Origin of the sequence: Albimonas marina, from assembly GCF_029223255.1 — a bacterium.
In the GTDB taxonomy this organism is placed as follows: Bacteria; Pseudomonadota; Alphaproteobacteria; order Rhodobacterales; family Rhodobacteraceae; genus Albimonas.
Window position 1 is genome coordinate 130,238 of the sequence record NZ_JARHUC010000001.1, and the last position, 22,916, is coordinate 153,153.

The 22,916-nt window shown below is 70.3% G+C and carries 19 protein-coding genes; 10 read left to right on the forward strand and 9 right to left on the reverse strand.

Annotated elements, in window-relative coordinates; translation table 11 throughout:
• Positions 1–61: 61 nt before the first annotated feature.
• Both P2H44_RS00565 and P2H44_RS00570 read right to left on the reverse strand, forming a co-directional pair.
• Positions 62–475, reverse strand: coding sequence for a globin domain-containing protein (locus P2H44_RS00565; protein ID WP_275761465.1), 414 nt, complete (start codon positions 473–475; stop codon positions 62–64).
• Between the two features lie 163 nt (positions 476–638).
• Positions 639–1,358, reverse strand: a complete 720-nt coding sequence (locus tag P2H44_RS00570; RefSeq protein WP_275761466.1) for a nitroreductase — start codon at positions 1,356–1,358, stop codon at positions 639–641.
• A 149-nt stretch (positions 1,359–1,507) separates the two neighbouring features.
• Between P2H44_RS00570 and P2H44_RS00575 the strand changes: the two genes are divergently transcribed.
• From P2H44_RS00575 to P2H44_RS00605, 7 genes are all read left to right on the forward strand, one after another.
• On the forward strand, positions 1,508–2,062 hold the full coding sequence (locus P2H44_RS00575) for a DUF2867 domain-containing protein (protein ID WP_275761467.1): 555 nt from the start codon (positions 1,508–1,510) through the stop codon (positions 2,060–2,062).
• Positions 2,063–2,094: 32 nt separating this feature from the next.
• A complete protein-coding gene (lepA, locus tag P2H44_RS00580) occupies positions 2,095–3,894 on the forward strand; it encodes a translation elongation factor 4 (protein WP_275761468.1) in 1,800 nt (599 codons plus the stop codon).
• Complete coding sequence (locus tag P2H44_RS00585; RefSeq protein WP_275761469.1) at positions 3,891–4,994, forward strand: hypothetical protein; 1,104 nt, start codon at positions 3,891–3,893, stop codon at positions 4,992–4,994. The genes lepA and P2H44_RS00585 overlap by 4 nt, the downstream gene beginning before the upstream one ends.
• A 140-nt stretch (positions 4,995–5,134) precedes the next feature.
• Complete coding sequence (locus tag P2H44_RS00590; protein WP_275761470.1) at positions 5,135–5,695, forward strand: REP-associated tyrosine transposase; 561 nt, start codon at positions 5,135–5,137, stop codon at positions 5,693–5,695.
• Positions 5,696–5,818: 123 nt separating this feature from the next.
• Positions 5,819–7,417, forward strand: coding sequence for a bifunctional metallophosphatase/5'-nucleotidase (locus P2H44_RS00595; protein WP_275761471.1), 1,599 nt, complete (start codon positions 5,819–5,821; stop codon positions 7,415–7,417).
• Between the two features lie 163 nt (positions 7,418–7,580).
• A complete protein-coding gene (locus P2H44_RS00600; protein WP_275761472.1) occupies positions 7,581–8,138 on the forward strand; it encodes a hypothetical protein in 558 nt (185 codons plus the stop codon).
• 250 nt (positions 8,139–8,388) lie between these two features.
• The gene (locus P2H44_RS00605) at positions 8,389–8,919 is read left to right on the forward strand and encodes a hypothetical protein (protein ID WP_275761473.1); all 531 of its coding nucleotides are present in this window, start codon (positions 8,389–8,391) and stop codon (positions 8,917–8,919) included.
• 104 nt (positions 8,920–9,023) lie between these two features.
• Here the strand turns inward: P2H44_RS00605 and P2H44_RS00610 are convergent, their stop codons facing one another.
• Positions 9,024–10,283 carry an MFS transporter gene (locus P2H44_RS00610; protein WP_275761475.1) on the reverse strand — a complete coding sequence of 420 codons (1,260 nt, stop codon included), beginning with the start codon at positions 10,281–10,283 and terminating at the stop codon, positions 9,024–9,026.
• 535 nt (positions 10,284–10,818) lie between these two features.
• Here P2H44_RS00610 and P2H44_RS00615 point away from each other — a divergent pair.
• Positions 10,819–12,216 carry a hypothetical protein gene (locus P2H44_RS00615; protein WP_275761476.1) on the forward strand — a complete coding sequence of 466 codons (1,398 nt, stop codon included), beginning with the start codon at positions 10,819–10,821 and terminating at the stop codon, positions 12,214–12,216.
• Between the two features lie 183 nt (positions 12,217–12,399).
• Positions 12,400–13,020, forward strand: coding sequence for a GNAT family N-acetyltransferase (locus P2H44_RS00620; protein ID WP_275762079.1), 621 nt, complete (start codon positions 12,400–12,402; stop codon positions 13,018–13,020).
• A 27-nt stretch (positions 13,021–13,047) separates the two neighbouring features.
• Here P2H44_RS00620 and P2H44_RS00625 read toward each other — a convergent pair whose 3' ends face one another.
• The 4 genes from P2H44_RS00625 to P2H44_RS00640 all read right to left on the reverse strand — a co-directional run bounded on the left by P2H44_RS00625 (position 13,048) and on the right by P2H44_RS00640 (position 17,216).
• Complete coding sequence (locus tag P2H44_RS00625; RefSeq protein WP_275761477.1) at positions 13,048–14,313, reverse strand: sensor histidine kinase; 1,266 nt, start codon at positions 14,311–14,313, stop codon at positions 13,048–13,050.
• A gap of 84 nt (positions 14,314–14,397) precedes the next feature.
• The gene (locus P2H44_RS00630) at positions 14,398–15,057 is read right to left on the reverse strand and encodes a response regulator transcription factor (RefSeq protein ID WP_092859563.1); all 660 of its coding nucleotides are present in this window, start codon (positions 15,055–15,057) and stop codon (positions 14,398–14,400) included.
• A 577-nt stretch (positions 15,058–15,634) separates the two neighbouring features.
• Positions 15,635–15,913, reverse strand: coding sequence for a DUF2842 domain-containing protein (locus P2H44_RS00635; RefSeq protein ID WP_275761478.1), 279 nt, complete (start codon positions 15,911–15,913; stop codon positions 15,635–15,637).
• A gap of 7 nt (positions 15,914–15,920) precedes the next feature.
• The gene (locus P2H44_RS00640; protein ID WP_275761479.1) at positions 15,921–17,216 is read right to left on the reverse strand and encodes an adenylosuccinate synthase; all 1,296 of its coding nucleotides are present in this window, start codon (positions 17,214–17,216) and stop codon (positions 15,921–15,923) included.
• Positions 17,217–17,368: 152 nt separating this feature from the next.
• Here P2H44_RS00640 and P2H44_RS00645 point away from each other — a divergent pair, with 152 nt between their 5' ends.
• A complete protein-coding gene (locus tag P2H44_RS00645) occupies positions 17,369–18,865 on the forward strand; it encodes a DNA recombination protein RmuC (RefSeq protein WP_275761480.1) in 1,497 nt (498 codons plus the stop codon).
• Between the two features lie 133 nt (positions 18,866–18,998).
• Here the strand turns inward: P2H44_RS00645 and P2H44_RS00650 are convergent, their stop codons facing one another.
• Entirely contained in the window at positions 18,999–21,083 is a 2,085-nt protein-coding gene (locus tag P2H44_RS00650; protein WP_275761481.1) for a calcium-binding protein, read from the reverse strand.
• A gap of 229 nt (positions 21,084–21,312) precedes the next feature.
• Positions 21,313–22,905 (reverse strand): phosphoglycerate dehydrogenase, encoded by a 1,593-nt coding sequence (gene serA, locus P2H44_RS00655; RefSeq protein ID WP_275761482.1) that lies wholly within the window; start codon positions 22,903–22,905, stop codon positions 21,313–21,315.
• Positions 22,906–22,916: the final 11 nt, after the last annotated feature.

Consider the following 22,916-nt stretch of genomic DNA (forward strand, 5'->3'; position numbering starts at 1 on the left):
GCGCGGGGCGTGCGGCGACAGGACGTCGGGTCGGGCGGGGACGGGCGGCCGGCGCGCGCGCTCAGAACCGCGCGGCGATCATCTCGGCCGCGGCCCGGTCGTAGAGCGCGCGCCAGGCGTCCTCGGACTCGGCGTCGAACGCCTCGCCCAGGTGCAGGCGCAGGGTCTCGATCAGCGCCTCGCGCATCGGTTCGAAATAGGTGGGCTTCACGCCGTAGGCGGCATGGCCGCGGCCCAGTTCGGCGAGCTCCCGGCGCATCTCCTCGGGGTGGGCCAGGCGCTCCACCAGCAGGCCGAGGGCGGCCATGAACTGGGTGCCCTGCTCGCCGATGTCCTGGTCGCGGAACATCGGGCGCATCTCGGGCGAGAGCTCGAAGAGCCGGTGGTAGAAGTCCGACGGCGCCTCGGGCGCCTCCCGGCGCAGGGTGTGGAGCTGCTCGCGCAGCAGCGCGATGCGGTCGGCGTCGAAGGCCATGGCGCGGTTCCTTGCCTGTCGGCCGCGCCGGCCCGCAGGCCGGCGCGATCGGGGAGAGGGCGGCGCGCCCCCGGGGGCCGCGCGCCTGCGTCGGAGGCGACCCTCGCGCGCCCGCTCGCGCCGCGCCTTGACCCCGATCAAGCCGCGGCTCGGCGAATCGCGCTCAGGCGGTCTCGGCCGGCTCCTCCCAGCCCACGAAGCGCGCCACTTCCGAGGCCGGGCGGCGGCGGGAGACGACGGCGTTGGCGGGGAAGGTCTCGTCCGGCCAGCCCAGCGCCACGCAGGTCAGGATCACCTGGTCCTCTGGGATCTGGGCCACCTCGCGGACCACCGGGCTCTGCATGATGCCCTGGCCGTTGATCACGCAGCCCAGGCCCCGGCTCCACGCCGCCAGCACCAGGCCGAAGGTCACCGCGCCGAGGTCGAAATGGGCGATGGTGCCGCCGGGCTCGAGGTCGCGGTCGTAGCAGACCACGATCGAGACGGGCGCGTCGAACTGGCGGAAGCCGCGCAGCACCCAGTCCTGGCGCTTCTCCTTGTCGTGGCGCTCGATGTTCATCGCCTCGAACAGCTGGATGGCGATCTCGACCTGGCGGTCGCGGTGCACGCCCTCGTACTTGCCGTGGTCCTGGATCTCGCGGGTGACGGGGTGGCCGGCGAGCATCCGCTCGGTGTTGCCGCGGCGCACGCGCTCCAGCGGCTCGCCGGTCAGGACGTGCAGGTGCCAGGGCTGGGTGTTCATCGAGCTGGGCGCCCGGTTGGCGAGCGCGATCACCTCCTCGACCAGCTCCCGCGGGACCGGCTTGTCGAGGAAGCCGCGGATCGAGCGACGGCCGTTGATCACGTCGTCGAAGCTCATGGGGGCGTTGGAATCGAAGCTCATGGGTCCTCCCGAAAGGTCATCCGTCCGCGCCGGGCGGCGAGTGTTAATCGCGAGATTAAATCATGCCGGCCGACCGGTCGATACCTTCGCCGAATCGTCGTGCGCCTCCGTCGGCGCCATGCTGTCGGTCCCTGAACAGGAGGCTTCCCATGCAGGTCCGCGCCGCCCCGCTCGCGCCCGAGAGCCTGCTCCAGGGCCTGCGCCGCCCGGGCGATTTCCTCGACGGCTTCGCCGTGCGCCTGCCCGAGGCGCTGGCCGAGGCGCCGCTGGGCCGGCTGGCGCAGGCTGCGCTGGCGTCGCCGCCGGGCTGGGCGCGGGGGCTGACGGCGCTGCGCGACGCGGCGGTCCGACCCTTCGGCCTGCACGGGACGCAGGCGCTGGCCGCCCGCCTGCCCGCGTTCGACCCGGACCGCCCGCGCCCGGGCGCGGGCGTCGGCTTCTTCCCGATCCTCGCGGTCGTCCCCGGGGACGCGGCGCCGGGGCGCGAGACCGAGCTGCTGCTGGGCGCCGACGACCGTCACCTCGACTTCCGCCTGTCCGTCATCCGCCCGGCCGACGCCCCGCAGGAGTTGCGCCTCGCCACCCTCGTGCATCGCAACAACGCGCTGGGGCGGCTCTACCTGGCCGCGATCCTGCCGTTCCACGTGATGATCGTGCGCGACGCCCTCGCGCGGGTTCCGGCCCGCTACGCCACGCCCGCTTGACGCGCGTGCGAAGTCGCCGCAAATGGCGCCTCATGACCGACCTTTCGCGCATCCGCAACTTCTCCATCGTGGCTCACATCGACCACGGCAAATCCACCCTCGCCGACCGGCTGATCCAGATCACCGGCGGGCTGACGGACCGTGAGATGAAGGAGCAGGTCCTCGACTCGATGGAGCTCGAGCGCGAGCGCGGCATCACCATCAAGGCGCAGACCGTGCGCCTGAACTACACGGCCGCCGACGGGAACGACTACGTCCTGAACCTGATCGACACTCCCGGCCACGTCGACTTCGCCTACGAGGTCTCCCGCTCCATGCGCGCGGTCGAGGGGTCGCTGCTGGTGGTCGACGCCTCCCAGGGGGTCGAGGCGCAGACGCTGGCCAACGTCTACCAGGCCATCGACGCGAACCACGAGATCGTGCCCGTCCTCAACAAGATCGACCTCCCCGCCGCCGAGCCGGACCGGGTGAAGGAGCAGATCGAGGACGTGATCGGCATCGACGCCTCCGAGGCGGTGCTGATCTCGGCCAAGTCCGGCCTCGGCATCCCCGAGGTGCTGGAGGCGATCGTCAAACGCCTGCCCGCCCCCACCGGCGACCGCGACGCGCCGCTGAAGGCGATGCTGGTCGATTCGTGGTACGACGCCTACCTCGGCGTCGTGGTGCTGGTGCGCATCCGCGACGGCGTCCTGAAGAAGGGCGACAAGATCCGCATGATGTCCACCAAGGCCGACTACCAGGTCGACCGGGTGGGCGTGTTCTCGCCCGTCATGAAGGACTGGCCGGAGCTGGGGCCGGGGGAGCTGGGCTTCCTCACCGCCTCGATCAAGCAGGTGCGCGACACCCGCGTGGGCGACACCATCACCCATGAGAAGCGCCCCTGCGCGCAGATGCTGCCGGGCTTCAAGCCCTCGATCCCCGTGGTCTTCTGCGGCCTGTTCCCGGTGGACGCCGCCGACTTCGAGGACATGCGCGAGGCGATCGAGAAGCTGGCGCTGAACGACGCCTCCTTCTCCTACGAGATGGAGACCTCGGCCGCGCTCGGCTTCGGCTTCCGCTGCGGGTTCCTGGGCCTGCTGCACCTCGAGGTGATCCGCGACCGGCTGGAGCGCGAGTACGACATCGACCTGGTGACCACCGCCCCCTCGGTGGTCTACCGCCTGCAGATGCGCGACGGCACGGTGCGCGAGCTGCACAACCCCGCCGACATGCCCGACCTGACCCATGTCGAGGCGATCGAGGAGCCCTGGATCAAGGCCACGATCCTGGTCCCGGACGAGTACCTCGGCTCGGTCCTGAAGCTGTGCGAGGAGCGTCGCGGCCAGCAGCGCGACCTGACCTACGCCGGCTCCCGCGCGATGGTGGTCTACGACCTGCCGCTGAACGAGGTGGTCTTCGACTTCTACGACCGCCTGAAGTCGGTGACCAAGGGCTACGCCAGCTTCGACTATCAGATCGAGGGCTACCGGGCCGAGAACCTGGTGAAGATGCAGATCCTGGTGAACGACGAGCCGGTGGACGCCCTCTCGACCATGGTTCACCGCGACCGGGCGGAGATGCGGGGCCGCGCGATGTGCGAGAAGCTCAAGGAGCTGATCCCCCCGCACATGTTCAAGGTCCCGATCCAGGCGGCCATCGGCGGCCGCGTGATCGCCCGCGAGACGATCCGGGCGATGCGCAAGGACGTGACGGCCAAGTGCTACGGCGGCGACGTGACCCGCAAGCGGAAGCTGCTGGAGAAGCAGAAGGCCGGCAAGAAGAAGATGCGCCAGTTCGGGAAGGTTGACATCCCTCAGGAGGCGTTCATCAATGCGCTGAAGATGGATGGATGATTGACCCAGAGCTTTCATTTTACTTCGATCACCAGACGCTGCGTCGCCTTTCGCCCCCAATTGAGGCGAAAAAACTTGCAGCGGTATCACTTGCCCTGCGCCGAGTACTTTTAGAAAACCTCTTGTCTCTGGCGAATAAGTCGGCAAGAGAGCGAGTGTACTTTCGCTTTGCCCCAGATAGAATGATTGATGCCGGAAATGGCTGGACACTTCTCGGGGCAGAGGTCGATGCGAAAAATCACATCTATGGAGCCGACGACGGCGAACCACTTTCGCTCGGAAAATTCTTAGGCACTACGGTAATTTTCCGCGGAAAAACTCGCCTTACGACCCGCGATATAATTGATCTCCTGGCGAATAAATTCGGCGGAGTGCATTTCGATACTAAATTCATGCGAGAGAACTCCAAACTGTTATCTGACGAGAGCTTCCTGCGGGCCCTCCAGATCGGAGCTTGGATAATCTCGCAAACTACCGCTGCGGCGACTGCGAAAGTTGCGTCTGCATGCAATCCACTGCCTGACTATGCTTACTTTATTGCTCACTACAATGTCGAATCTGGCACACTTGAATTCGAACCCCAACACTGGATGCACTCCGACGGGATGAACTTCGACGGATCCGAGTTCATGGTGATCTGCGCACTTCACTGTTATCCAACCAAACGTCCGGAAAACGTTATTTTTTCAGTGGAAGATGATCACCAAAACGAAGCCCTGCGGGTAAGCCATGATCAAATCGGAAGCATAACTGCTCACCTTCAAATTGGCGGAAGCCGCCAAGAGCCTGTCGAACTATCTTGCACACCTAGACAGTCACCTATCAACACGGGAACCCTGATCGCTGTATCGCTTCGGATTGAGAACCGGGTCCTACGAGTCGGGATCGAGACGATCAACCACAGCAAGGAGGCGTTTCGCAAAGTTGAAGTCGACACAATTAATATCTCTCGCTTTGTTATCGGCGCCAATATCGCTGGAAAACAGGGGGCTTGGTTTAGCCTTTCCGAACTCTGCGAACTAATCTCTACAAACCCCGCGCTAAAAGACAGATTGTCTCGATACTTCCAGCTCAAATACCTTAACACTCGTCGAAACTAGCGAGGCTAGGCAGCAAGCGTAGGGCGCATTTCAATGCGCCATCCACCCCCGCCCCGCACACCACGGCGCATTGAAATGCGCCCTACACGATCTCTTAATCCTCGGCTCCGCACCCTCGGGGGATGCCGGACTATCGTCGCATGTTCGCGCCGGGCGCGACCTACTTCTTCACCGTGACCCTGCGCGACCGACGCTCGGATCTGCTGGTGCGCGAGGTCGACACGCTGCGCGCCGCTGTGCGGGACACGATGCGCGCGCAGCCGTTCCGCATCGACGCCTGGGTCGTGCTCCCCGATCACCTGCATGCCGTGTGGTCGTTGCCCGAGGGCGACGCCGACTTTCCGACGCGCTGGCGGCGAATCCGCTCGGCATTCTCGCGCGCCCTGCCGGACGAACCCGGCTCCGGCCCCCGCCGTCCGGGCGAGCGCGGCATCTGGCAGCGCCGCTACTGGGAGCACATGATCCGCGATCCGCGGGATCACGCGGCCCATGTCGGCTACTGCTGGTTCAATCCCGTCCGCCATGGCTACGTCGAGCGCCCGGAGGACTGGCCGTTCTCCTCCTACCTGCGCGACCGCGGGCGTTGGGCCGGCTTGCCCACCGAAACGCCCTTGGAGACCGGCGAACGTAGGGCGCATTTCAATGCGCCATCCCCACCTCGACCCGAGGCGCAGGAGGCGGGCCCGCGGACGGCGCATTGAAATGCGCCCTACGTTCCATCGCTCGGAATCCCCGCCCGTTCCATGCTCCCGCCCCGCATCCCCCTTGCGCGGCGCGCCGAAACCCGCTCACCTGAGCGTCACCCAACCGACATGGAGCGACCGATGACCCCCCGCACCTCCGCCGGCCTGCTCAGGTCCGCCGTGGCCGCGCTCGCACTGCTGGCGCCGGCCGCCGCCTCGGCCGATTACGCGCTCACCGTTCTGCACACCAACGATTTCCACGCCCGGTTCGAGCCGATCTCGAAATACGATTCCGGCTGCTCGGCGGCGGACAACGACGAGGGCAAGTGCTTCGGCGGCTCGGCCCGGCTCGCCACCGCCGTGGCGGCGGAGAAGGCGGCCTCGTCGAACCCGATCCTGCTCGACGGCGGCGACCAGTTCCAGGGCACGCTCTTCTACACCTACTACAAGGGCAAGGCCGCGGCCGAGATGATGAACGCCCTCGGCTACGACGCGATGACCGTGGGCAACCACGAATTCGACGACGGCCCCGAGGTGCTGCGCGGCTTCATGGACGCCGTCGACTTCCCCGTGCTGATGTCCAACGCCGACGTCTCGCAGGAGCCGCAACTCGCCGACGTGCTGAAGAAATCCACCGTGGTGGAGAAGAACGGCGAAAAGATCGGCCTGATCGGCCTGACCCCGCAGGACACGGCCGAGCTCGCCTCGCCCGGCAAGAACATCACCTTCGGCGATCCCGTCGAAGCCGTCCGCGCCGAAGTTGAAAAACTGACCGCCGAGGGCGTGAACAAGATCATCGTGCTCTCGCACTCGGGCTACGGCGTCGACAAGCGGGTGGCGGCCGAGGTCGCGGGCGTCGACATCATCGTCGGCGGCCACACCAACACGCTGCTGTCGAACGTCAACGAGAAGGCCGAGGGGCCCTATCCCACCTGGGTCGACGGTCCGGACGGGGGCCGCACCGCGGTGCTCTCGGCCTATGCCTACGGCAAGTACCTGGGCAAGCTCGAGGCCGTCTTCGACGACGAGGGCAAGCTGACCGACGCCACCGCCGGCGAGCCCCTGCTGATGGACGCCTCGGTCGCCGAGGACGCCCAGGTGAAGGGCCGCATCGAGGAGCTGGCCGAGCCCCTCCAGCAGATCCGCGAGAAGGTGGTCGCCTCCACCGACCAGCCCATCGGCGGCGACCGCGCGGTCTGCCGCGCCGAGGTCTGCGAGATGGGCGTGCTGGTCGCCGACGCGATGCTCGACCGGGTGAAGGACCAGGGCATCGACGTGGCCATCGCCAACGGCGGCGGGCTGCGCGCCTCGATCGACGCCGGCGAGGTGACCATGGGCGAGGTGCTGACGGTGCTGCCGTTCCAGAACACGCTCGCCACCTTCCAGCTGACCGGCGCCGGCATCGTCGAGGCGCTGGAGAACGGCGTCAGCCAGGTCGAGGAAGGCGCCGGGCGCTTCCCGCAGATCTCGGGGATGAAGTTCGTGTGGGATCCGGCGCAGCCGGCCGGCTCGCGCATCGTCTCGGTCGAGGTGGCGGGCGCGCCGCTCGATCCCGCCAAGACCTACGGGGTGGTGTCGAACAACTACATGCGCTCGGGCGGCGACGGCTACAAGGTGTTCGCCGAGAAGGGCGAGAACGCCTACGATTTCGGCCCGGACCTGGCCGACGTGGTGGCGGAGTACCTGGCGGCGAACGCCCCCTACGCGCCCCACGTGGACGACCGCATCTCGAAGAAGTGACGCCCGCGCGCGCCGCGCCGCGGCCCCGGTTGACCGGAGGCCGCGGGCGGGCGATGGGTGGATCGGGGCCGGCCTTCGGGCCGGCCCTTTCGCATTCGCCCTCCCGGGCCGCCCCGCGCGCGCGGCCCGGCACGGGCGTCGGTTCGGCAGGGGGAGGGCCGGGATGCAGGCGCGACGCGACGCGGAGCTCGGCGACCGGGCGGCCGGCCCGGCGGATCCCTATGCGCCCGACTGCGGCGCCTGCGCGGCGCTATGCTGCGTGGCGCTGGCCTTCGACCGCTCGCCGCTCTTCGCCTTCGACAAGCCGGCGGGGGAGCCCTGCCGCCACCTCTCGGGCCACGCCTGCCGGATCCACCCGCGGCTGGAGGCGGAGGGCTTCGGCGGCTGCGTGCGCTACGACTGCCTGGGCGCGGGCCAGCGGGTGGTGCAGCAGGTCTTCGCCGGGCGCAGCTGGCGCGAGGATCCCGCGCTGCTCGCCCCGATGATGGAGGCGTTCCGCGCCCTGCGCCGGGCGCGCGAGCTCTCCCAGCTTCTCGACGCCGCCGCCCGCCTGCCGCTGACGCCCGAGCAGGCCGCGCGCCGGGCCGCGCTCTCCCTCGCCCTCGACCCGCCCGAGGGCTGGACCCGCGCCGCCCTCGCCGCCTTCGAGCGCGGCCCCCTCCCCGCCGAGGTCTCCGCCTTCCTGCGCGCCCTTCGCGCCGCCGTCCCCCGCCCCGCCTGACCCGCGCGCGCAGGCCCGGGCGCGCCTTGCGCGACGCCCGCAGGCCCGCGCGAAGCGCCTGTTCTTTGGTGAGCTCCCGAAGCGTCCTTCCGGGCGCGCAAGCGCCCCCGCGCAGCGGCCAGCCGACGAGCCCCGCCTCGGAGGCCCCCCTCGCCCCAGAGCGCCATCCTGCCCGGGAAGGCGCGACAACGCCCTCCCCGCTTCCTATATCAAGCGCACGCCCGATCCCTCCGCCGCGGAGCCCACCTGAATGATCATCCGCCTCGCCCTCGTCGCCCTGTTCCTGTTCCTGGTCTTCCTGGTCTGGCGCAATCTCGGCGCGCGGGCCCGCTTCCGCGCCGACCAGCGCAAGGCTTGGGACGAGCCGCTGCGCGAGGGCACGGCGGTGATCCTGTCGGCCGCGCCCTCGGCCTGGTGGTGGCTGATGGCGCTGGCCGCCGTCGCCGCGCTGGTGGGCCGGTCCCTGTTCGAGCGGATGTCTGCGGGCGAGGGCGTGGGCCCGACCTTCTGGCACTGGCTCCTGTTCCTGGGGCTGGTCGGGGTGGCGGGCCGGCGGGCGGTGCAGCTGTCGGAGCGGGTGACCGTCACCTGGGACCGCATCGCCTCGCGCAACCTGCTGGGCCCGCGCTACGCGCTGGCGCTGAAGGACGTGACCGGGGTGACCGAGGACGACCGCACCGCCCTGATCGCCTTCCGCGGCGGCCGGGTGCTGGAGCTGTCGCCGTGGCTCGAGGGCCGCTTCTGGCTGGCGCGAGAGCTCAAGGCCCGGATCGGGCGCTGAGGCGCGGCCGCCCCAGGCCGGCCCGCTGCTTGCGCGGCCGCCCCAGGCCGCACCCCCTGCCTGCGCGGCCGCCTCAGGCCGCGCCCCTTGCTTGAGCAGCCGTCTCAGGCCGCGACGGGCTGCGGCCGGAAGCGGTTCGACCGCAGGATCAGGAACGAGATCAGCGCGATGTTCACCGCGTTCCAGGCGATCCCGTTGAGGAAGGACATCTTGTAGGAGCCGCTGAGGTCGTGGATCCAGCCGGCCATCCAGCCGCCCGCGGCCATGCCGAAGATCGTGGCCATGATCACCAGGCCGACGCGGGCGCCCGCCTCGCGCGCGGGCAGCATCTCGCGCACGATGATGGCGTAGGCGGGGATCACGCCCCCTTGGCTGAGCCCGAAGATTAGGCTGACGATGTAGAGCGGCACGAGCCCGTCGAACGGCAGGTAGAGCGCCAGAGAGATCATCTGCCCGATGGAGCCGATCAGCAGCGTCGGCGCCCCCCCGATCCGGTCCGCGATGACGCCGGAGGCGAGGCGCGAGACGATCCCCCCCGCCAGCATCAGCGACAGCATCCCGGCGCCCGCGGTGGGCCCGTAGCCGAGGTCTACGCACATCGCGACCACGTGGATCTGGGGCGTGGCCATCGCCAGGCAGCAGGCGATCCCCGCCACGCACAGCAGCGCCTGCAGCCCGCCCGGCGAGAACCCGGCCGAGCGGCGCGCGGCCTGCGCGGCGGCGGCGGCCTCGCCCTCGGCGTCGGCGGGCACGCGGCGGCGCAGCAGCAGGCTGAGCGGGCCGAGCAGGAGCAGCATGGCGGCGGCCATCACCCAGCTCGCCTCGCGCCAGCCGTGCAGCTCGACGATGGGGGCGAGGATCAGGGGCCACACGACCCCCGCCAGGTAGTTGCCCCCCGCGGTGACCGCGACCGCGAACCCGCGCCGGCGCCCGAACCACAGAGAGATGTCGGCGACCAGCGGCCCGAAGGTGGCCGCGCCGCCGATGCCCAGCAGGAACTGGAGCCCCGCCAGCATCGCGAAGCTGGGCGCCACGGCCGAGGCCGCGTAGGCCGCCGCCGCCAGGATCGCCGAGAGCCCCATGGCCGGCCCGATGCCGAAGCGGTCGACCGAGCGCCCCACCGCCAGGCTGCCCAGCGCGAAGCCGATCATGGTGGCGGAATAGGCGAGCGAGGCCTCGCCGCGCTCGACCCCGAACTCGGCCTCCATCGCGGGCAGCAGCACCACGAAGGACCACATCGCCGCCCCGCCCACCGCGGCGGCCAGCAGGCTGATCCCCAGCCGGATCCAGGAGGCGCGCCCGTCGAGCACGAAGCCGGAGGCGTCGGCGCCGGAAGCGCCGGAGGGCGCGGGCGAACGGGACATGGAGGGCTCCGGACCGGGCGCGCCGGGGCGGCGCGGAAGGCTGGCCGGGCGAGGCCCGGGCGGCGCCGCAGAAGGGCGTCCGCCCCAGCGTCATAGACCGCGCGGGGCGAAGCCGTCCAGCGATCCGAGCGCCCGGACACGGGAGAAGCCCGGCCCCCGGCGGGCGAGGACGCGAGCCGGCGCGGCGACGGTCGAGGCCTGGCCGTGCGCAACTGGCCCGGTCCGTTCCGCGTCAGGGTCGGACAACCCGGGACCGGCCCTTCGTCGACACGAGGGGCCGGACCCCGCCCGGGCCGGGAGCGGCGTCCGCCCACCCGGTCCGGGCCCCCGCCGCTTCGCATCTCCCCGACGGTCCGATCCCGCCGTCGCTCCCCCCGGCGCGGGCGAGCGGGCGGGCGCCGCCGGCGGGACGGCCTTCACCTCGCGGGCGTCCGGGCGTATGCCGGGGGGCGGGCCGTCGTCGCGGGCGGCCCGGACCCGCCCCCCTTGCGGACGCGACGACGCGGCCGCGCCCGGACTCCAGCCGGAAAGCCTCTTGTTCTCCTCCTCCCGTCTCGACCGCGCCGCCGGCATCCTGCTGACCCTCGATCTCGTCCTCGTCGCGCTGGGGCGCTGGGGGGCCGGGACTTGGGTGCAGCCGCTGGAATACGCCTGCGCCGCCGCCATCGCCGCGCTGCTGGCCGCGCGCGCCTCGCGTCAGCCGCGGGTGTTCGTGGCGATCGGGGCGGCGCTGTCGCTGATCGCGGTGCTGACCCAGCCGGGCGGGATGGATCTGGTGGCCGAGGGGCTGCTGCGCGCGGCCTTCATCGCCGCCTTCTTCGCGGCGCTGGCCACCCTGCGCCACGCGGCCGAGACCTCGCCCTCGATCACCGACTGCGGGCTGTTCCTCGCCTCCCGCCCGCCGGGGCAGCGCTATGCGGCGCTGACGCTGGGGGGCGCGCTGTTCGGGACGGTGCTGAACTACGGCTCCATCGCGCTGCTGGGCTCGCTCGCAATCGCCTCGGGCAAGTCGGAGCCGAACCCCGAGATCCGGGCGGTGCGGCAGAAGCGGATGCTGCTCGCCTCCTCCCGCGGGCTGATCGCGATGCTGCCTTGGTCGCCGCTGAGCTTCGCCATCGCCATCACCACGGCGCTGGTGCCGGGGGCGAGCTGGACGGGGGTGCTGCCCTACACGCTGGTCTCGGGCCTTGCGCTGGCGCTGATCGGCTGGGCGATGGACACGATCTTCAAGCCCCGGCTCTCGGCCCCCGCGCCGGCGCGGGCCGAGGCGGAGCCGGGCGGCTGGGGACGGGTGATGCCGCTGGTGATCCTGCTGGCGGTGATCGGCGGGGGCGCGGCGGCGCTGCACCTGACCACGGGCGTCACCATCGTGGGCGTGGTGATGGTCTGGGCGCCGCTGGTCTCGGCCGCCTGGGTGTTCCTGCAGGCCCCCCGGCGGCGATGGGCGCACCTGGGCGCGCGCGCCGGGGGCTATGCGGTGCGCGACCTGCCGGGCTACCGGGCCGAGATCGTGCTGCTGATGATGGCGGGCTTCATCGGGGCGGTGGGCGCGGGCCTGCTGGACCCGATCGTGCGCGGCGCGGGCCTGCACCTCGAGCAGGCGCCGACCTGGGCGCTGTTGCTGGCCGCCTTGTGGCTGATGCCGCTGGCGGGGCAGATCGGCATGAACCCGATCCTCGCGGCCTCGCTGCTGGCGCCGCTGCTGCCGGCGCCCGAGGTGATGGGCGTCAGCCCCGAGGCGGTGGTCTGCGCCTTCACCGCCGGCTGGGCGGTCTCGGGCGCGTCGTCGCCCTACACCGCCTCGACGCTGATGCTCGCGGCCTTCAGCGGCACGACGGCCCGCCGGGTGGGGCTGGTGTGGAACGGCGCCTACGCCCTGGTTTGCGGCGCAGCATTGTCGGCCTGGGTGCTGGTGGTGGCCTTCGTCCTCTGACCCCGCGACTCGGCCCCGATCCCGTTTCGGGGCGCCGTGGCGCCGAAACCGGGACCTTTCGGGCCGTATTGGGGCGGTTTTCCCGCTTCGGCGCAGTTTACCTTAAGTTCCGGGCGCCGGAGTTTCGCGGGGCGCATGGCTTCTGCGATGGCCTTTTCGGCCGCGGCGCCCCATCTGTTCCTCATGGAACATGTTGCGCTGCACAAGACCCCGGGGGACGTCCCTCCCCTGCAGGCGTTGCGGAGAGCCGGGCCCGAGGACGTGGACCGGATCTATGAGCATCTGCTGCGCCTGTCGGCCGGCGACCGGTCGCTGCGGTTCTGCGGCGCGGTGCGCGAGCCGACGCTGCGCCGGCAGGCCGAGAACGTGGCCGCAGGCTATCCGGCGGGCCTGATCGCCTGCTCGTTCGAGCCGGGCGAGCCGGTGCGCGGGATGATCGAGATCGCCCGCATCGGCGCCTGGGCCGAGGTCGCCCTGTCGGTCGAGACCGACTGGCGCGGCGCGGGCCTGGCCCCGGCGATGATGGTCGCCGCGGCGCGCTGGGCGCGCCTGCGCGGGGTCCATGTGCTCGAGGCGCTGACCCTGCCGGAGAACGGCGCCATGCGCGGCCTCGGCCGCAAGCTGGGCGCGCGCTCGGTGGTCGACGACGGCATGATCCGCCAGAAATTCGACGTGGACGTGCTGCTGCGCGACGAGCCGGCCCTGCCCGCGGTCGAGGTCGGGGCGCATCCGGTGGGGCCGGTGGCGCATCTCGCCTCGGTCACCAACCACCGCCCGGCCGACCTGCACCGCGCCGCCGCCTGAGGCGGCGCAGCGCCCGAGGCGCGGCGCTCAGGCTTCCGACTTCTCCTCGGTCCGCGCGATCGGCAGGCGCACCCGCGCGCGCAGGCCGCCGAGGTCCGAGTCCTCGAGGCTGAGCGTGCCGTCGTAGGCCTCGACGATGTCGGCGCAGATCGCGAGGCCCAGGCCCGTCCCCGGAACCGCCTCGTCCAGGCGCCCGCCCTCGCGCAGCGCCGTGGCGCGGTTCTCGGGCGCGATGCCGGGGCCGTCGTCCTCCACCAGGATCTCGACCACCCCCTTCTCCCGGCTGGCGGAGACGCGCACCGCGCCCTTGGCCCACTTGAAGGCGTTGTCGATCAGGTTGCCGGCGAGCTCCTCGAGGTCTTCGCCCTCGGCCTTCGCCCGCAGCCCGGGAGGCACGTCGAGGTCGAGGTCGATGCACTTGTCGGCGTGCACCCGCTCCATCACCCGGGCGAGCCCGCCCAGCAGGGGGCCGACCTCGGCCGAGGCGCCGGGGGCGTTGGCGCCGGCCAGCCGGGCGCGGGCGGTGTAGCGCACCATCAGCGCGTCGATCCGGTTCAGCGCGTCGCGGATCTCGGGCTGCGGGCGGTCCATGGCGTCGATCTCGTTGCGGATGATCGCGGCCGGGGTCTTCAGCGCGTGCGCGAGGTCCGCGGCCTGCCGGCGGGCGGCGCCGATGATCTTGGCGTTGCGCTCCAGCAGGTCGTTGAGGTCCTCGACCAGCGGCTCGATGTCGGAGGGGTAGCGCCCCTCGATCCGGTCGGTGATCCCCTCGCGGTAGTCGCCGAAGGCCGCGCGCAGGCCCACCAGCGGGCGCAGGGCCATGCCGGTCATCGCCGCGGCCGCCAGCGCCAGCGCGCCGCCCAGCCCGATCAGGGCCGAGAACAGCGAGCGGCGGAACTCCAGCTTGTCGAGGCTCAGGCGCACCACCGCCTCGGCCGCGTAGACGCGGAACACCGGCCCGCCGCCCTGCGGGGCGACGGCGCGCACCATCACCAGGATGCGGAAGCCTTCCGGGGCGCGGGCGAAGAAGCTCTGCTCCCCCAGCATCAGATCGGTATGCGGAAGCACCTCGCCCCCGAGAGAGGGCGAGCGGACGACCCGGCCGTCCGGCAGCTCGACCTGCCAGTAGTAGCCCGACCCCATCTGCAGGTAGCGCGGATTGGCAAGCCGCGTCTGGGCGGCGTCGCGCTCCAGCGCTCCGGTGAGGATCAGGGTTTCGAGCTGGTCGAGCTGGGCGGAGAGATTACGCTGGAAGGCGCGCTCCGCGATCCCGTCGAATGCGGTCAGCAGCAACCAGCCGCTGACGCTCAGAGCGAAGAGGATCCAGAGGGCGCCGCCCAGAACCGCGCGCGCGCGGAGCGACAGCGCCCCCAAGGATCAACTTCCGTCGAACTGGTACCCGCGGCCGCGGATCGTGACGATGATCTTCTGGCCCAGCTTCTTGCGAAGGCGACCGATGAAGACCTCGATGGTGTTCGAGTCGCGCTCGGTGTCGTAGCCGTAGACGTGCTCGGAGAGCTCGGTGCGCGAGACCACGCGATCCTTGTTCAGGATCAGGTAGCCCAGCACGTTCGTCTCCTGCGCCGTCAGCTGCACCTGCTGGCCGTCGACCGTCACGCGGCCCGAACGGGTGTCGAACTCCAGCCCGCCCTGCTTGAAGACCGGGTTGGGCTGGCCGGAGGAGCGGCGGATCAGGGCGCGCAGGCGCGCCAGCAGCTCATCCATCTGGAAAGGCTTGGTGAGGTAGTCGTCGGCGCCCGAGTCCAGGCCGGCGACCTTGTCGCGCCAGGAGTCGCGCGCGGTCAGCACCAGGACCGGAGCCTTGATGCCGCCCTCGCGCCAGTCGCGAAGCACGGCGTTCCCGTCCTTCTTCGGCAGACCCAGATCGAGGACGATCGCGTCATAGGGCTCGGTCGACCCGAGGAAGCTGCCCTCCTCGCCGTCGCGGGCGACGTCTACGACGCGCCCCTCGCTCTCCAGCGCTCGCTGAACCTGTCCGGCCAGCACCGCCTCATCTTCCACCAAGAGAACACGCATCTCCACCTCCGGTCTTCACGCTCCGGCGTACACGCACACGCACGCCGGAGATTATCATCAAGCTGAACGCGAATTGCCAACTGAATTTCGTGTTAGTCGCGACAGAGGTTTCGCCTACGTATCTCCAAGAAATTTAACCGAATATGAACGCCTGCACAATCAGATTTCTTCATTCATTTCTTGTTCAGACAACAATCGCCAGCGCCGCCGAGGATTGCATCACTTTCACGCCACAACCGTTCATCGTGCCGATTGACGCCGCCGTGCCGCATCCGGAAACGATCCGTGTTCAGCAACGATTAACACTTGCCAAACCCGTGGTATGTGGCACGATCTCATCAATTCGAGGTCCCCCAACCTCGAAGCGAGGTTCCGGGCGGTCGCATCACCCCCAGCTTATCTCGCGAATGCAGCACGTCTGCAGACGCTTGATCGGCACATCCCACACACACCCGCGGAAGTCCGGAACCTCACCCCCCCAAAACGGGCGACCGTCGCAGGCTCATGGAGAATTGCGGCGAGAATGCGACGAGATGCTGCGTCCGCGAAGGCATTCACCTTCGCGGCCCGCGGCGAATCACTCCGCCCGATTCTTCCGGTCCGAGGTCATCTCAGCAGACGAATCCGGCGCATCTTCGGCGCCGGCCTCCGGATCCTCCCGTCCCACGCCGCGGAAGACCGCGCGGAACGGGAGCGCCCAGATCAGCCCGAGGCCGGCGTAGATCGCCACCTCGAGCCAGATCGGCGGCCGCTCGAACAGGCCGGTCACGGTGACCGCAACCACCACGAACAGCGGCAGCCACACCAGCAGCAGGAACAGCGACCAGCGCCGACGAGCCTTGTAGCTGAGCGCCATGCCGGCCTCAGCGGTCCGCGAACGGGTCGGTGACGAGGATCGTGTCGTCCCGCTCGGGGCTGGTCGACAGCAGCGCGACCGGGCAGCCGATCAGCTCCTCGACCCGGCGCACGTATTTCACCGCGGCGGCGGGCAGATCGGCCCAGGAGCGGGCGCCGGCGGTGGAATCCGACCAGCCCTCCATCTCCTCGTAGATCGGCTCGCAGCGGCGCTGCTGCTCCGAGGCGATGGGCAGGTGGTCGATGACCTTCCCGTCCAGCCTGTAGCCCGTGCAGATCTTCAGCGTCGCGAACCCGTCGAGCACGTCGAGCTTGGTCAGCGCGATGCCCGAGACGCCCGAGGTGGTGCAGGTCTGGCGCACCAGGGCCGCGTCGAACCAGCCGCAGCGGCGCTTGCGCCCGGTGACGGTGCCGAACTCGCGGCCCCGCTCGCCCAGGCGCTGGCCGTCCTCGTCCTCCAGCTCGGTCGGGAACGGGCCCTCGCCCACGCGGGTGGTGTAGGCCTTTACGATGCCCAGCACGTAGTTCACCGCCGACGGGCCCATGCCCGAGCCGGTGGCCGCCATGCCGGCCAGCGTGTTCGAGCTGGTCACGTAGGGATAGGTGCCGAAGTCGATGTCCAGCAGCGCGCCCTGTGCGCCCTCGAACAGGATCCGGTCGCCCTTGGCGCGACGCTCCGCCAGGATCTTCCAGACCGGCTGCGCGTATGGGAGGATTTGAGCGGCGATCTCGTGCAGTTGCGCGGTCAGCGCGGCGCGGTCAATCTCGGGCAGGCCCAGGCCGCGGCGCAGGGCGTCGTGGTGGGTCAGCAGGCGGTCGAGACGCGCCTCGAGCGTCGCCTCGTCGGCGAGGTCGGCGACGCGGATGGCGCGACGGCCCACCTTGTCCTCGTAGGCCGGGCCGATGCCGCGGCCGGTGGTGCCGATCTTGGCGGTGGAGTTCTGCGCCTCGCGCGCGCGGTCCAGCTCGCCGTGGACGGGCAGGATCAGCGGCGCGTTCTCGGCGACCATCAAGTTCGACGGGTCCACCGTCACGCCCTGGCCGCGCAGCTTCTCGATCTCGGAGACGAGGGCCCAGGGGTCCAGGACCACGCCGTTGCCGATGACCGACAGCTTGCCCTCGCGCACGATGCCTGACGGCAGCAGCGACAGCTTGTAGGTCACCCCGTCGATCACCAGCGTGTGGCCGGCGTTATGGCCGCCCTGGAAACGGACGATCACGTCGGCTCGCTCGCTGAGCCAGTCGACGAGTTTTCCCTTCCCTTCGTCGCCCCACTGGGCGCCGACGACGACGACATTGGCCATGACGGCTGCTCCTGGTTCCGGGATCGCAAACGGGCGCGGTTCTAGCGCATCGCGACCGCGGTTCCCATCCCCGGTTTCGTCGCGGGCACGGGCATTGCGCGCGGCGCGTATCGGCTTCATCATGTGGTAGGAAAAAGCGGAGAGACCGCAACATGATGGAGGACGCGGTGAACGCTGGATCGCAGCTTCTCGCCTCGCTGCAGGCCTGGGCGGGCGGACCGCTGGACGAGTCGCACCTCGGGCTGGCCCTCGCGCTGGGGCTGGCGGCGGGCGCGGGGGGGCTGTGGCTCGCCTCCCTCCGGCCGCTGCGCCGGCGCGCCGAGCGGGCCGAGGGCGCGCTGGTCGAGGCGCGCGAGGACGCCGCCGCGCTGGACCGAGACCTGGCCGTCTCCGAGGCCCGCGCCGGCCGGCTCGACGCCGCCGAGGCCGAGATCCGCGCCCTGCGCGAGCGCCTGTCAGAGGCCGCCGAGGCGCGCGCCGAGCTGAAGTCGGCGCTGGAGACCGAGCGCCGCCAGCACGGCGCAAGGGTCGAGGAGCTGCGCCGGATGGAAGGCGAGGTTCAGCAGAAGTTCGCGGCGCTGGCCGCCGACGCGCTGGGCAAGAACGCCGAGAGCTTCCTCGGCCTGGTGTCGGAGCGCTTCGCCCAGCACAAGCAGACCGCCGACGAGGACCTGGAGCGGCGGCAGAAGGCGATCGAGGGCCTGCTGGCCCCGATCCGCGAGAACCTCGGCAAGTTCGAGACCGCGGTGGGCGAGATCGAGAAAGCCCGCCACGACGCCTACGGCGCCATCCGCACCCAGGTGCAGGCGCTGACCGAGGGCCAGGCCCGCCTGACCTCCGAGACCGGGCGCCTGGTGCAGGCCCTGCGCGCCCCCAAGACCCGCGGCCGCTGGGGGGAATACCAGCTGCGCCAGGTGTTCGAGATGGCCGGCATGATGGAGCATGTCGATTTTCTCACGGAACGCAGCTTCGACACCGAGGACGGCCGCCGCCGTCCCGACGCGCTGGTCCGCCTGCCCGGGGGCAAGTCGGTGGTGGTCGACGCCAAGACCCCGCTCGACGCCTACCTCACGGCGCTGGAGGCGACCGAGCCCGCCGCCCAGGCCGAGGCGCTGGCCAACCATGCCCGGCAGCTGAAGACCCATGTCCGCCAGCTCGGCGCCAAGGACTACTGGAACGCCCTGCCCGAGACGCCGGACTTCGTGGTGCTGTTCGTACCGGGCGAGGCCTTCTACTCGGCGGCCATGGAGCAGGACCCCGAGATCTTCGAGACGGCGCTGGCTGCGCGGGTGCTGGTCTGCTCCCCCACCACCCTGATCGCGCTGGTGAAATCCATCGCCTACGGCTGGCAGCAGGAGGTGCTGGCGAAGAACGCCCGCGAGGTCGCCGACCAGGCGCGCGAGCTCTACGACCGGCTCAACACGTTCGGAACGCACATGGACGGCGTGGGCAGAGGGCTCAGGCAGGCCGTCGAGCGCTACAACCGCGCCGTCGGCTCTCTGCAATCGCGGGTGCTTCCGGCCGCCCGGCGGTTCGAGGCGCTGGGGGTCACGCCCGAGGGCGCGGAGATGCCGGGTCCCCAGCCGGTGGAGCATGTCCCCGCCGGCGGGCGGGAGACGGAGGCGCCGGACCTGGCCGCGCAGGCCTGACCGGGCGCCCGGGGCCCGAACGCCGGCGCGAGAGGCCCCGGCTCGGGGCCGGGGCGCCCGCGGGGCGACGCCCCGCCCGGAGAGGCGGGCCGCGGCGAGGCCGGCGCAGGGGCGCTGCGCCGGCCCCGGAAGCTCAGAGGCCGAAGTCGGTCGCGCTCAGCGCGAAGGAGTCGCCCTCGATCCGCAGGGAGAAGCCGTCCGGCCCGAAGACCATGGCGTGATCGGCGTTCTCGACGATCGTGAGCTCCGAGAAGTCGGAGACGAAGTCGAGCCGGATCTTGTCCACGCCCTGGTCGAAGTCGGTGATCGTGTCGGTCCCCAGATCGGCCGAGCGGATGCGGAACAGGTCGGCGCCGGCGCCGCCGGTCAGGATGTCGTCGCCGCCCAGCCCCTCGATCCGGTTCGCGCCGGCGTCGCCGATGATGGTGTCGGCGAAGTCGGACCCGCGCACGTTCTCGATCGAGATCAGCGTGTCCGTGTCGCCGAACCCGTCGGTGGCCGTGCCCAGCGCCAGGTTCACCGTCACCCCCGCCGTGCCGCCGGAGCCGGCGTCGCGGTCATAGCGCACCTCGTCCTCGCCGCCGCGGCCGTCGAGCGTGTCGTCGCCCGCCAGGCCGCGATAGGTGTTGTCGGCGTCGTCGCCCAGGATCGTGTCGTCCCAGCGGGAGCCGCGAACCCCCTCGATGTTCGCGATCGTGTCGGTGTCGCCGTAGGTGTCGGTCGCCGTGCCCAGGGCCAGGTCGACCGAGACGCCCGCGCCGCCGGTCTCGGAGTGGTAGGCGACCTGGTCGAAGGCGCCCGCGCCGCCGTCGACCGAGTCGTCGCCGGCCCCGAGCTCGAACCAGTTGTCGTAGGCGTTGCCGACCATGACGTCGTCCTGGTCGGTGCCGCGGACCTCCTCGATCGAGATCAACGTGTCGGTGTCGCCGAAGGTGTCGGTGGCGACGCCCGTGGCGAGGTTGACGTTCACACCGCCGCCGCCGCCTTCCGCGCGGTAGTCGACCATGTCGTACTCGTCCCAGGAGTCGACGCCGCCGTCGATCTCGTCATCGCCGGCGCCGCCGACGAACATGTCGTCGTCGCCGTAGCCGCGCAGGCGGTTGTCGCCGGCGTCGCCGATGATCATGTCGTCGAAGTTGGTGCCGCGGACGTTCTCGATGTTGGCGAGCGTGTCGGTGTCGCCGAAGCCGTCGGTCGCGGTCCCGTCGGCGAGGTTCACGTAGACGCCCGAGGTCCCGCCGTAGACGACGTCGCGGTCGTAGCGCACCTCGTCCACGCCGCCGCGGCCGTCCATCGAGTCGTCGCCGCGCAGGCCGCGGAACACCTCGTTCGCGTCCGAGCCCTCGATCACGTCGTCCCACTCCGAGCCGCGGATGACGTTGATGTTCACCAGCGTGTCGGTGTCGCCGTAGGTGTCGGTCGCGGTGCCGGCGGCGAGGTCGACGACGATGCCGTTCCCGCCCGTCTCCCAGTGGTAGCCGACCTGGTTGAAGCCCGAGCCCTTGCCGTCGACGTAGTCGTCGCCCTTGTCGAGGATGAAGTAGTTCTCGGCGTCGTTCCCGATGATCCGGTCGTCCTTGCGGGTGCCGATCACCTCCTCGATGTTCGCGAGGGTGTCCTGGTTCCCGTAGGTGTCCTTGGCCTTGCCGGTGGTCAGGTTGACGTCGACGCCCTTCTTGCCGCCCTCGCGCATGTAGTCGACCCGGTCCTCGAGGCCGTCGCCGCCGTCGATCAGGTCCTTGCCCTTGTCGCCGGTCAGAACGTCCGCGCCGGCGCCGCCGAACAGCTTGTCGGCGTGCTTGGAGCCGAAGACGTCGTCGTCGCCGTCGGAGCCCTCGACCTTGATGGCCGTGGCGTTGAACAGCTTGTCGAGCAGCTTCCACTTGCCGTCGGCGGCCTTCTCGACCGCCTTCTCGAGCTTGGTCACCGGGATCTTCACACCGGAGAAGGTCGCGATGGTGCGGCCGTCGAAGGTGAACTCGAGGTCGGTGATCTTGCCGCCGACGAACTTGTCCTGCTTGGCGTTGTACTTGATCTTCGCGCCGGACAGCTCGAGCTCCAGCCCGTCGACCGTCTCGCTGCGCAGGAGCAGGGACTTCTTGGAGATGTCCTTCGTGCGCAGATCGCCCTGGACCAGGCCGTCATTGACCAGGTCCGCCAGGCTCACGCCCTCGAACAGCTTGATCACCGCCTGCTTCTTGCCCTTGCCCTTGCCCATGTGCCCGACCGTCCTTTTCTGCGCGGCGGCCGGGCGGATGAAAGCGGGCCCGACGCGCCGCAGTCATCCCCTTGGATACGGAAGGGGGCCCGAGGACCCCCCGCCGAAACTGCGCACCGTGTCCTAGCACGAGATGCCGAGACGGAAACCGGCTTCGTCGTTAACGCTGCGGAAATTTAGAGGGCGGAATACGAGCCGTGGCCCGAAGGCCACGGCCGGGGGCAAGTCCTCAGAATTTCAGGGCCTTGGCCTGGGTCACCTGCGGCAGGGCCATGATCTGGGCGACCATGTCGGGGGTCACCTGCTCGTCCACGCCCAGCAGCGCGATCGCCTCGCCGCCCTTGTCGGACCGGCCCAGCGCGAAGGTCGCGATGTTGATGCCCAGCTCGCCCAGCTTCGCGCCCAGCGCGCCGATGTAGCCCGGCTGGTCGTTGTTGGTGGTGTAGAGCATGAAGGGCTGCGGATCGGCCTCGAGGTCGATGCCCTTGATCTGGATGATCCGGGGCTTGTTGTCCGAGAACACGGTGCCCGCGACCGAACGGGTCTGCTTCTCGGTCGTCACCACCAGGCGCACGTAGGAGCCGTAGGCGCCCTGCGCGTCCTTGCGGGTCTCGGCGATCTTGATGCCGCGCTCGCGCGCCACCACCGGGGCCGAGACCATGTTCACGCCGCCCTCGCCGACCAGCGGCTTCATCAGGCAGGCGACCAGGGTCGCGGTCAGGGGCTTGAGGTTGAGCTGGCCGACGCGGCCCACGTACTCGATCTCGAGCGAGGTGATCGCGTTCTCGGTCACCTGGCCCGCGAAGCCGCCCAGGGCCTCGCACACGGCGATCCAGGGCTTGAGCAGCGGCGCCTCTTCGGCGGTCACCGACGGGGCGTTCAGCGCGTTCGAGATCGCGCCCTTCACCAGGTAGTCCGACATCTGCTCGGCGACCTGCAGGGCCACGTTCTCCTGCGCCTCGGAGGTCGAGGCGCCGAGATGCGGGGTGCACACGCAGTTGGGGGCCGAGAACAGCACGTTCTCCTTGGCCGGCTCCTCGCCGAAGACGTCGAAGGCGGCGCCGGCGAGGGCGCCGGACTTCAGCGCCTCGGCCACTGCGGCCTCGTCCACCAGGCCGCCGCGGGCGCAGTTCACAAGCCGCGCGCCGGGCTTCATCTTGGCGATGCGCTCGGCCGACAGGATGTTCGCGGTCTGCGGGGTCTTGGGCATGTGCAGGGTGACGAAGTCGGCCCGCGCCAGCAGCGCGTCGAGGTCGTCGTATTTCTCGACCCCCAGCTCCTGCGCGCGCTCATGGCTCAGGAACGGGTCGAAGGCGATGACCTTCATCTTCAGGCCGATGGCGCGCGAGGCGACGACCGAGCCGATGTTGCCGCAGCCGAGGATGCCCAGCGTCTTGCCGGTGATCTCGACGCCCATGAACTTCGACTTCTCCCACTTGCCGGCGCGGGTCGAGGCGTCGGCTTCGGGGATCTGGCGGGCGCAGGCGAACATCATCGCGATCGCATGCTCGGCGGTGGTGATCGAGTTGCCGAAGGGCGTGTTCATCACCACGATGCCCTTGGCCGAGGCCGCGGGAATGTCGACGTTGTCGACGCCGATGCCGGCGCGGCCGATGACCTTCAGGTTGTCGGCCTTGGCCAGCAGCTCGGCGGTCGCCTTGGTGGCCGAGCGGATCGCCAGACCGTCGTAATTGCCGATGATCTCGGCGAGCTTCGCGGGGTCCTTGCCCAGCGCGGGCTGGAAGTCGACCTCGACTCCGTTGTCGCGGAAGATCTGGACGGCGGCGTCCGAAAGGGCGTCGGAAATCAGAACCTTGGGCATGTGCTGGGTCC

Coding starts and splice junctions, on each gene's coding strand:
- P2H44_RS00565 (WP_275761465.1), bottom strand. CDS start 475: ATGGCCTTCGACGCCGACCGCATCGCGCTGCTGCGCGAGCAGCTCCAC.
- P2H44_RS00570 (WP_275761466.1), bottom strand. CDS start 1,358: ATGAGCTTCGATTCCAACGCCCCCATGAGCTTCGACGACGTGATCAAC.
- P2H44_RS00575 (WP_275761467.1), top strand. CDS start 1,508: ATGCAGGTCCGCGCCGCCCCGCTCGCGCCCGAGAGCCTGCTCCAGGGC.
- lepA (WP_275761468.1), top strand. CDS start 2,095: ATGACCGACCTTTCGCGCATCCGCAACTTCTCCATCGTGGCTCACATC.
- P2H44_RS00585 (WP_275761469.1), top strand. CDS start 3,891: ATGATTGACCCAGAGCTTTCATTTTACTTCGATCACCAGACGCTGCGT.
- P2H44_RS00590 (WP_275761470.1), top strand. CDS start 5,135: ATGTTCGCGCCGGGCGCGACCTACTTCTTCACCGTGACCCTGCGCGAC.
- P2H44_RS00595 (WP_275761471.1), top strand. CDS start 5,819: ATGACCCCCCGCACCTCCGCCGGCCTGCTCAGGTCCGCCGTGGCCGCG.
- P2H44_RS00600 (WP_275761472.1), top strand. CDS start 7,581: ATGCAGGCGCGACGCGACGCGGAGCTCGGCGACCGGGCGGCCGGCCCG.
- P2H44_RS00605 (WP_275761473.1), top strand. CDS start 8,389: ATGATCATCCGCCTCGCCCTCGTCGCCCTGTTCCTGTTCCTGGTCTTC.
- P2H44_RS00610 (WP_275761475.1), bottom strand. CDS start 10,283: ATGTCCCGTTCGCCCGCGCCCTCCGGCGCTTCCGGCGCCGACGCCTCC.
- P2H44_RS00620 (WP_275762079.1), top strand. CDS start 12,400: ATGGAACATGTTGCGCTGCACAAGACCCCGGGGGACGTCCCTCCCCTG.
- P2H44_RS00630 (WP_092859563.1), bottom strand. CDS start 15,057: ATGCGTGTTCTCTTGGTGGAAGATGAGGCGGTGCTGGCCGGACAGGTT.
- P2H44_RS00635 (WP_275761478.1), bottom strand. CDS start 15,913: ATGGCGCTCAGCTACAAGGCTCGTCGGCGCTGGTCGCTGTTCCTGCTG.
- P2H44_RS00640 (WP_275761479.1), bottom strand. CDS start 17,216: ATGGCCAATGTCGTCGTCGTCGGCGCCCAGTGGGGCGACGAAGGGAAG.
- P2H44_RS00645 (WP_275761480.1), top strand. CDS start 17,369: ATGATGGAGGACGCGGTGAACGCTGGATCGCAGCTTCTCGCCTCGCTG.
- P2H44_RS00650 (WP_275761481.1), bottom strand. CDS start 21,083: ATGGGCAAGGGCAAGGGCAAGAAGCAGGCGGTGATCAAGCTGTTCGAG.
- serA (WP_275761482.1), bottom strand. CDS start 22,905: ATGCCCAAGGTTCTGATTTCCGACGCCCTTTCGGACGCCGCCGTCCAG.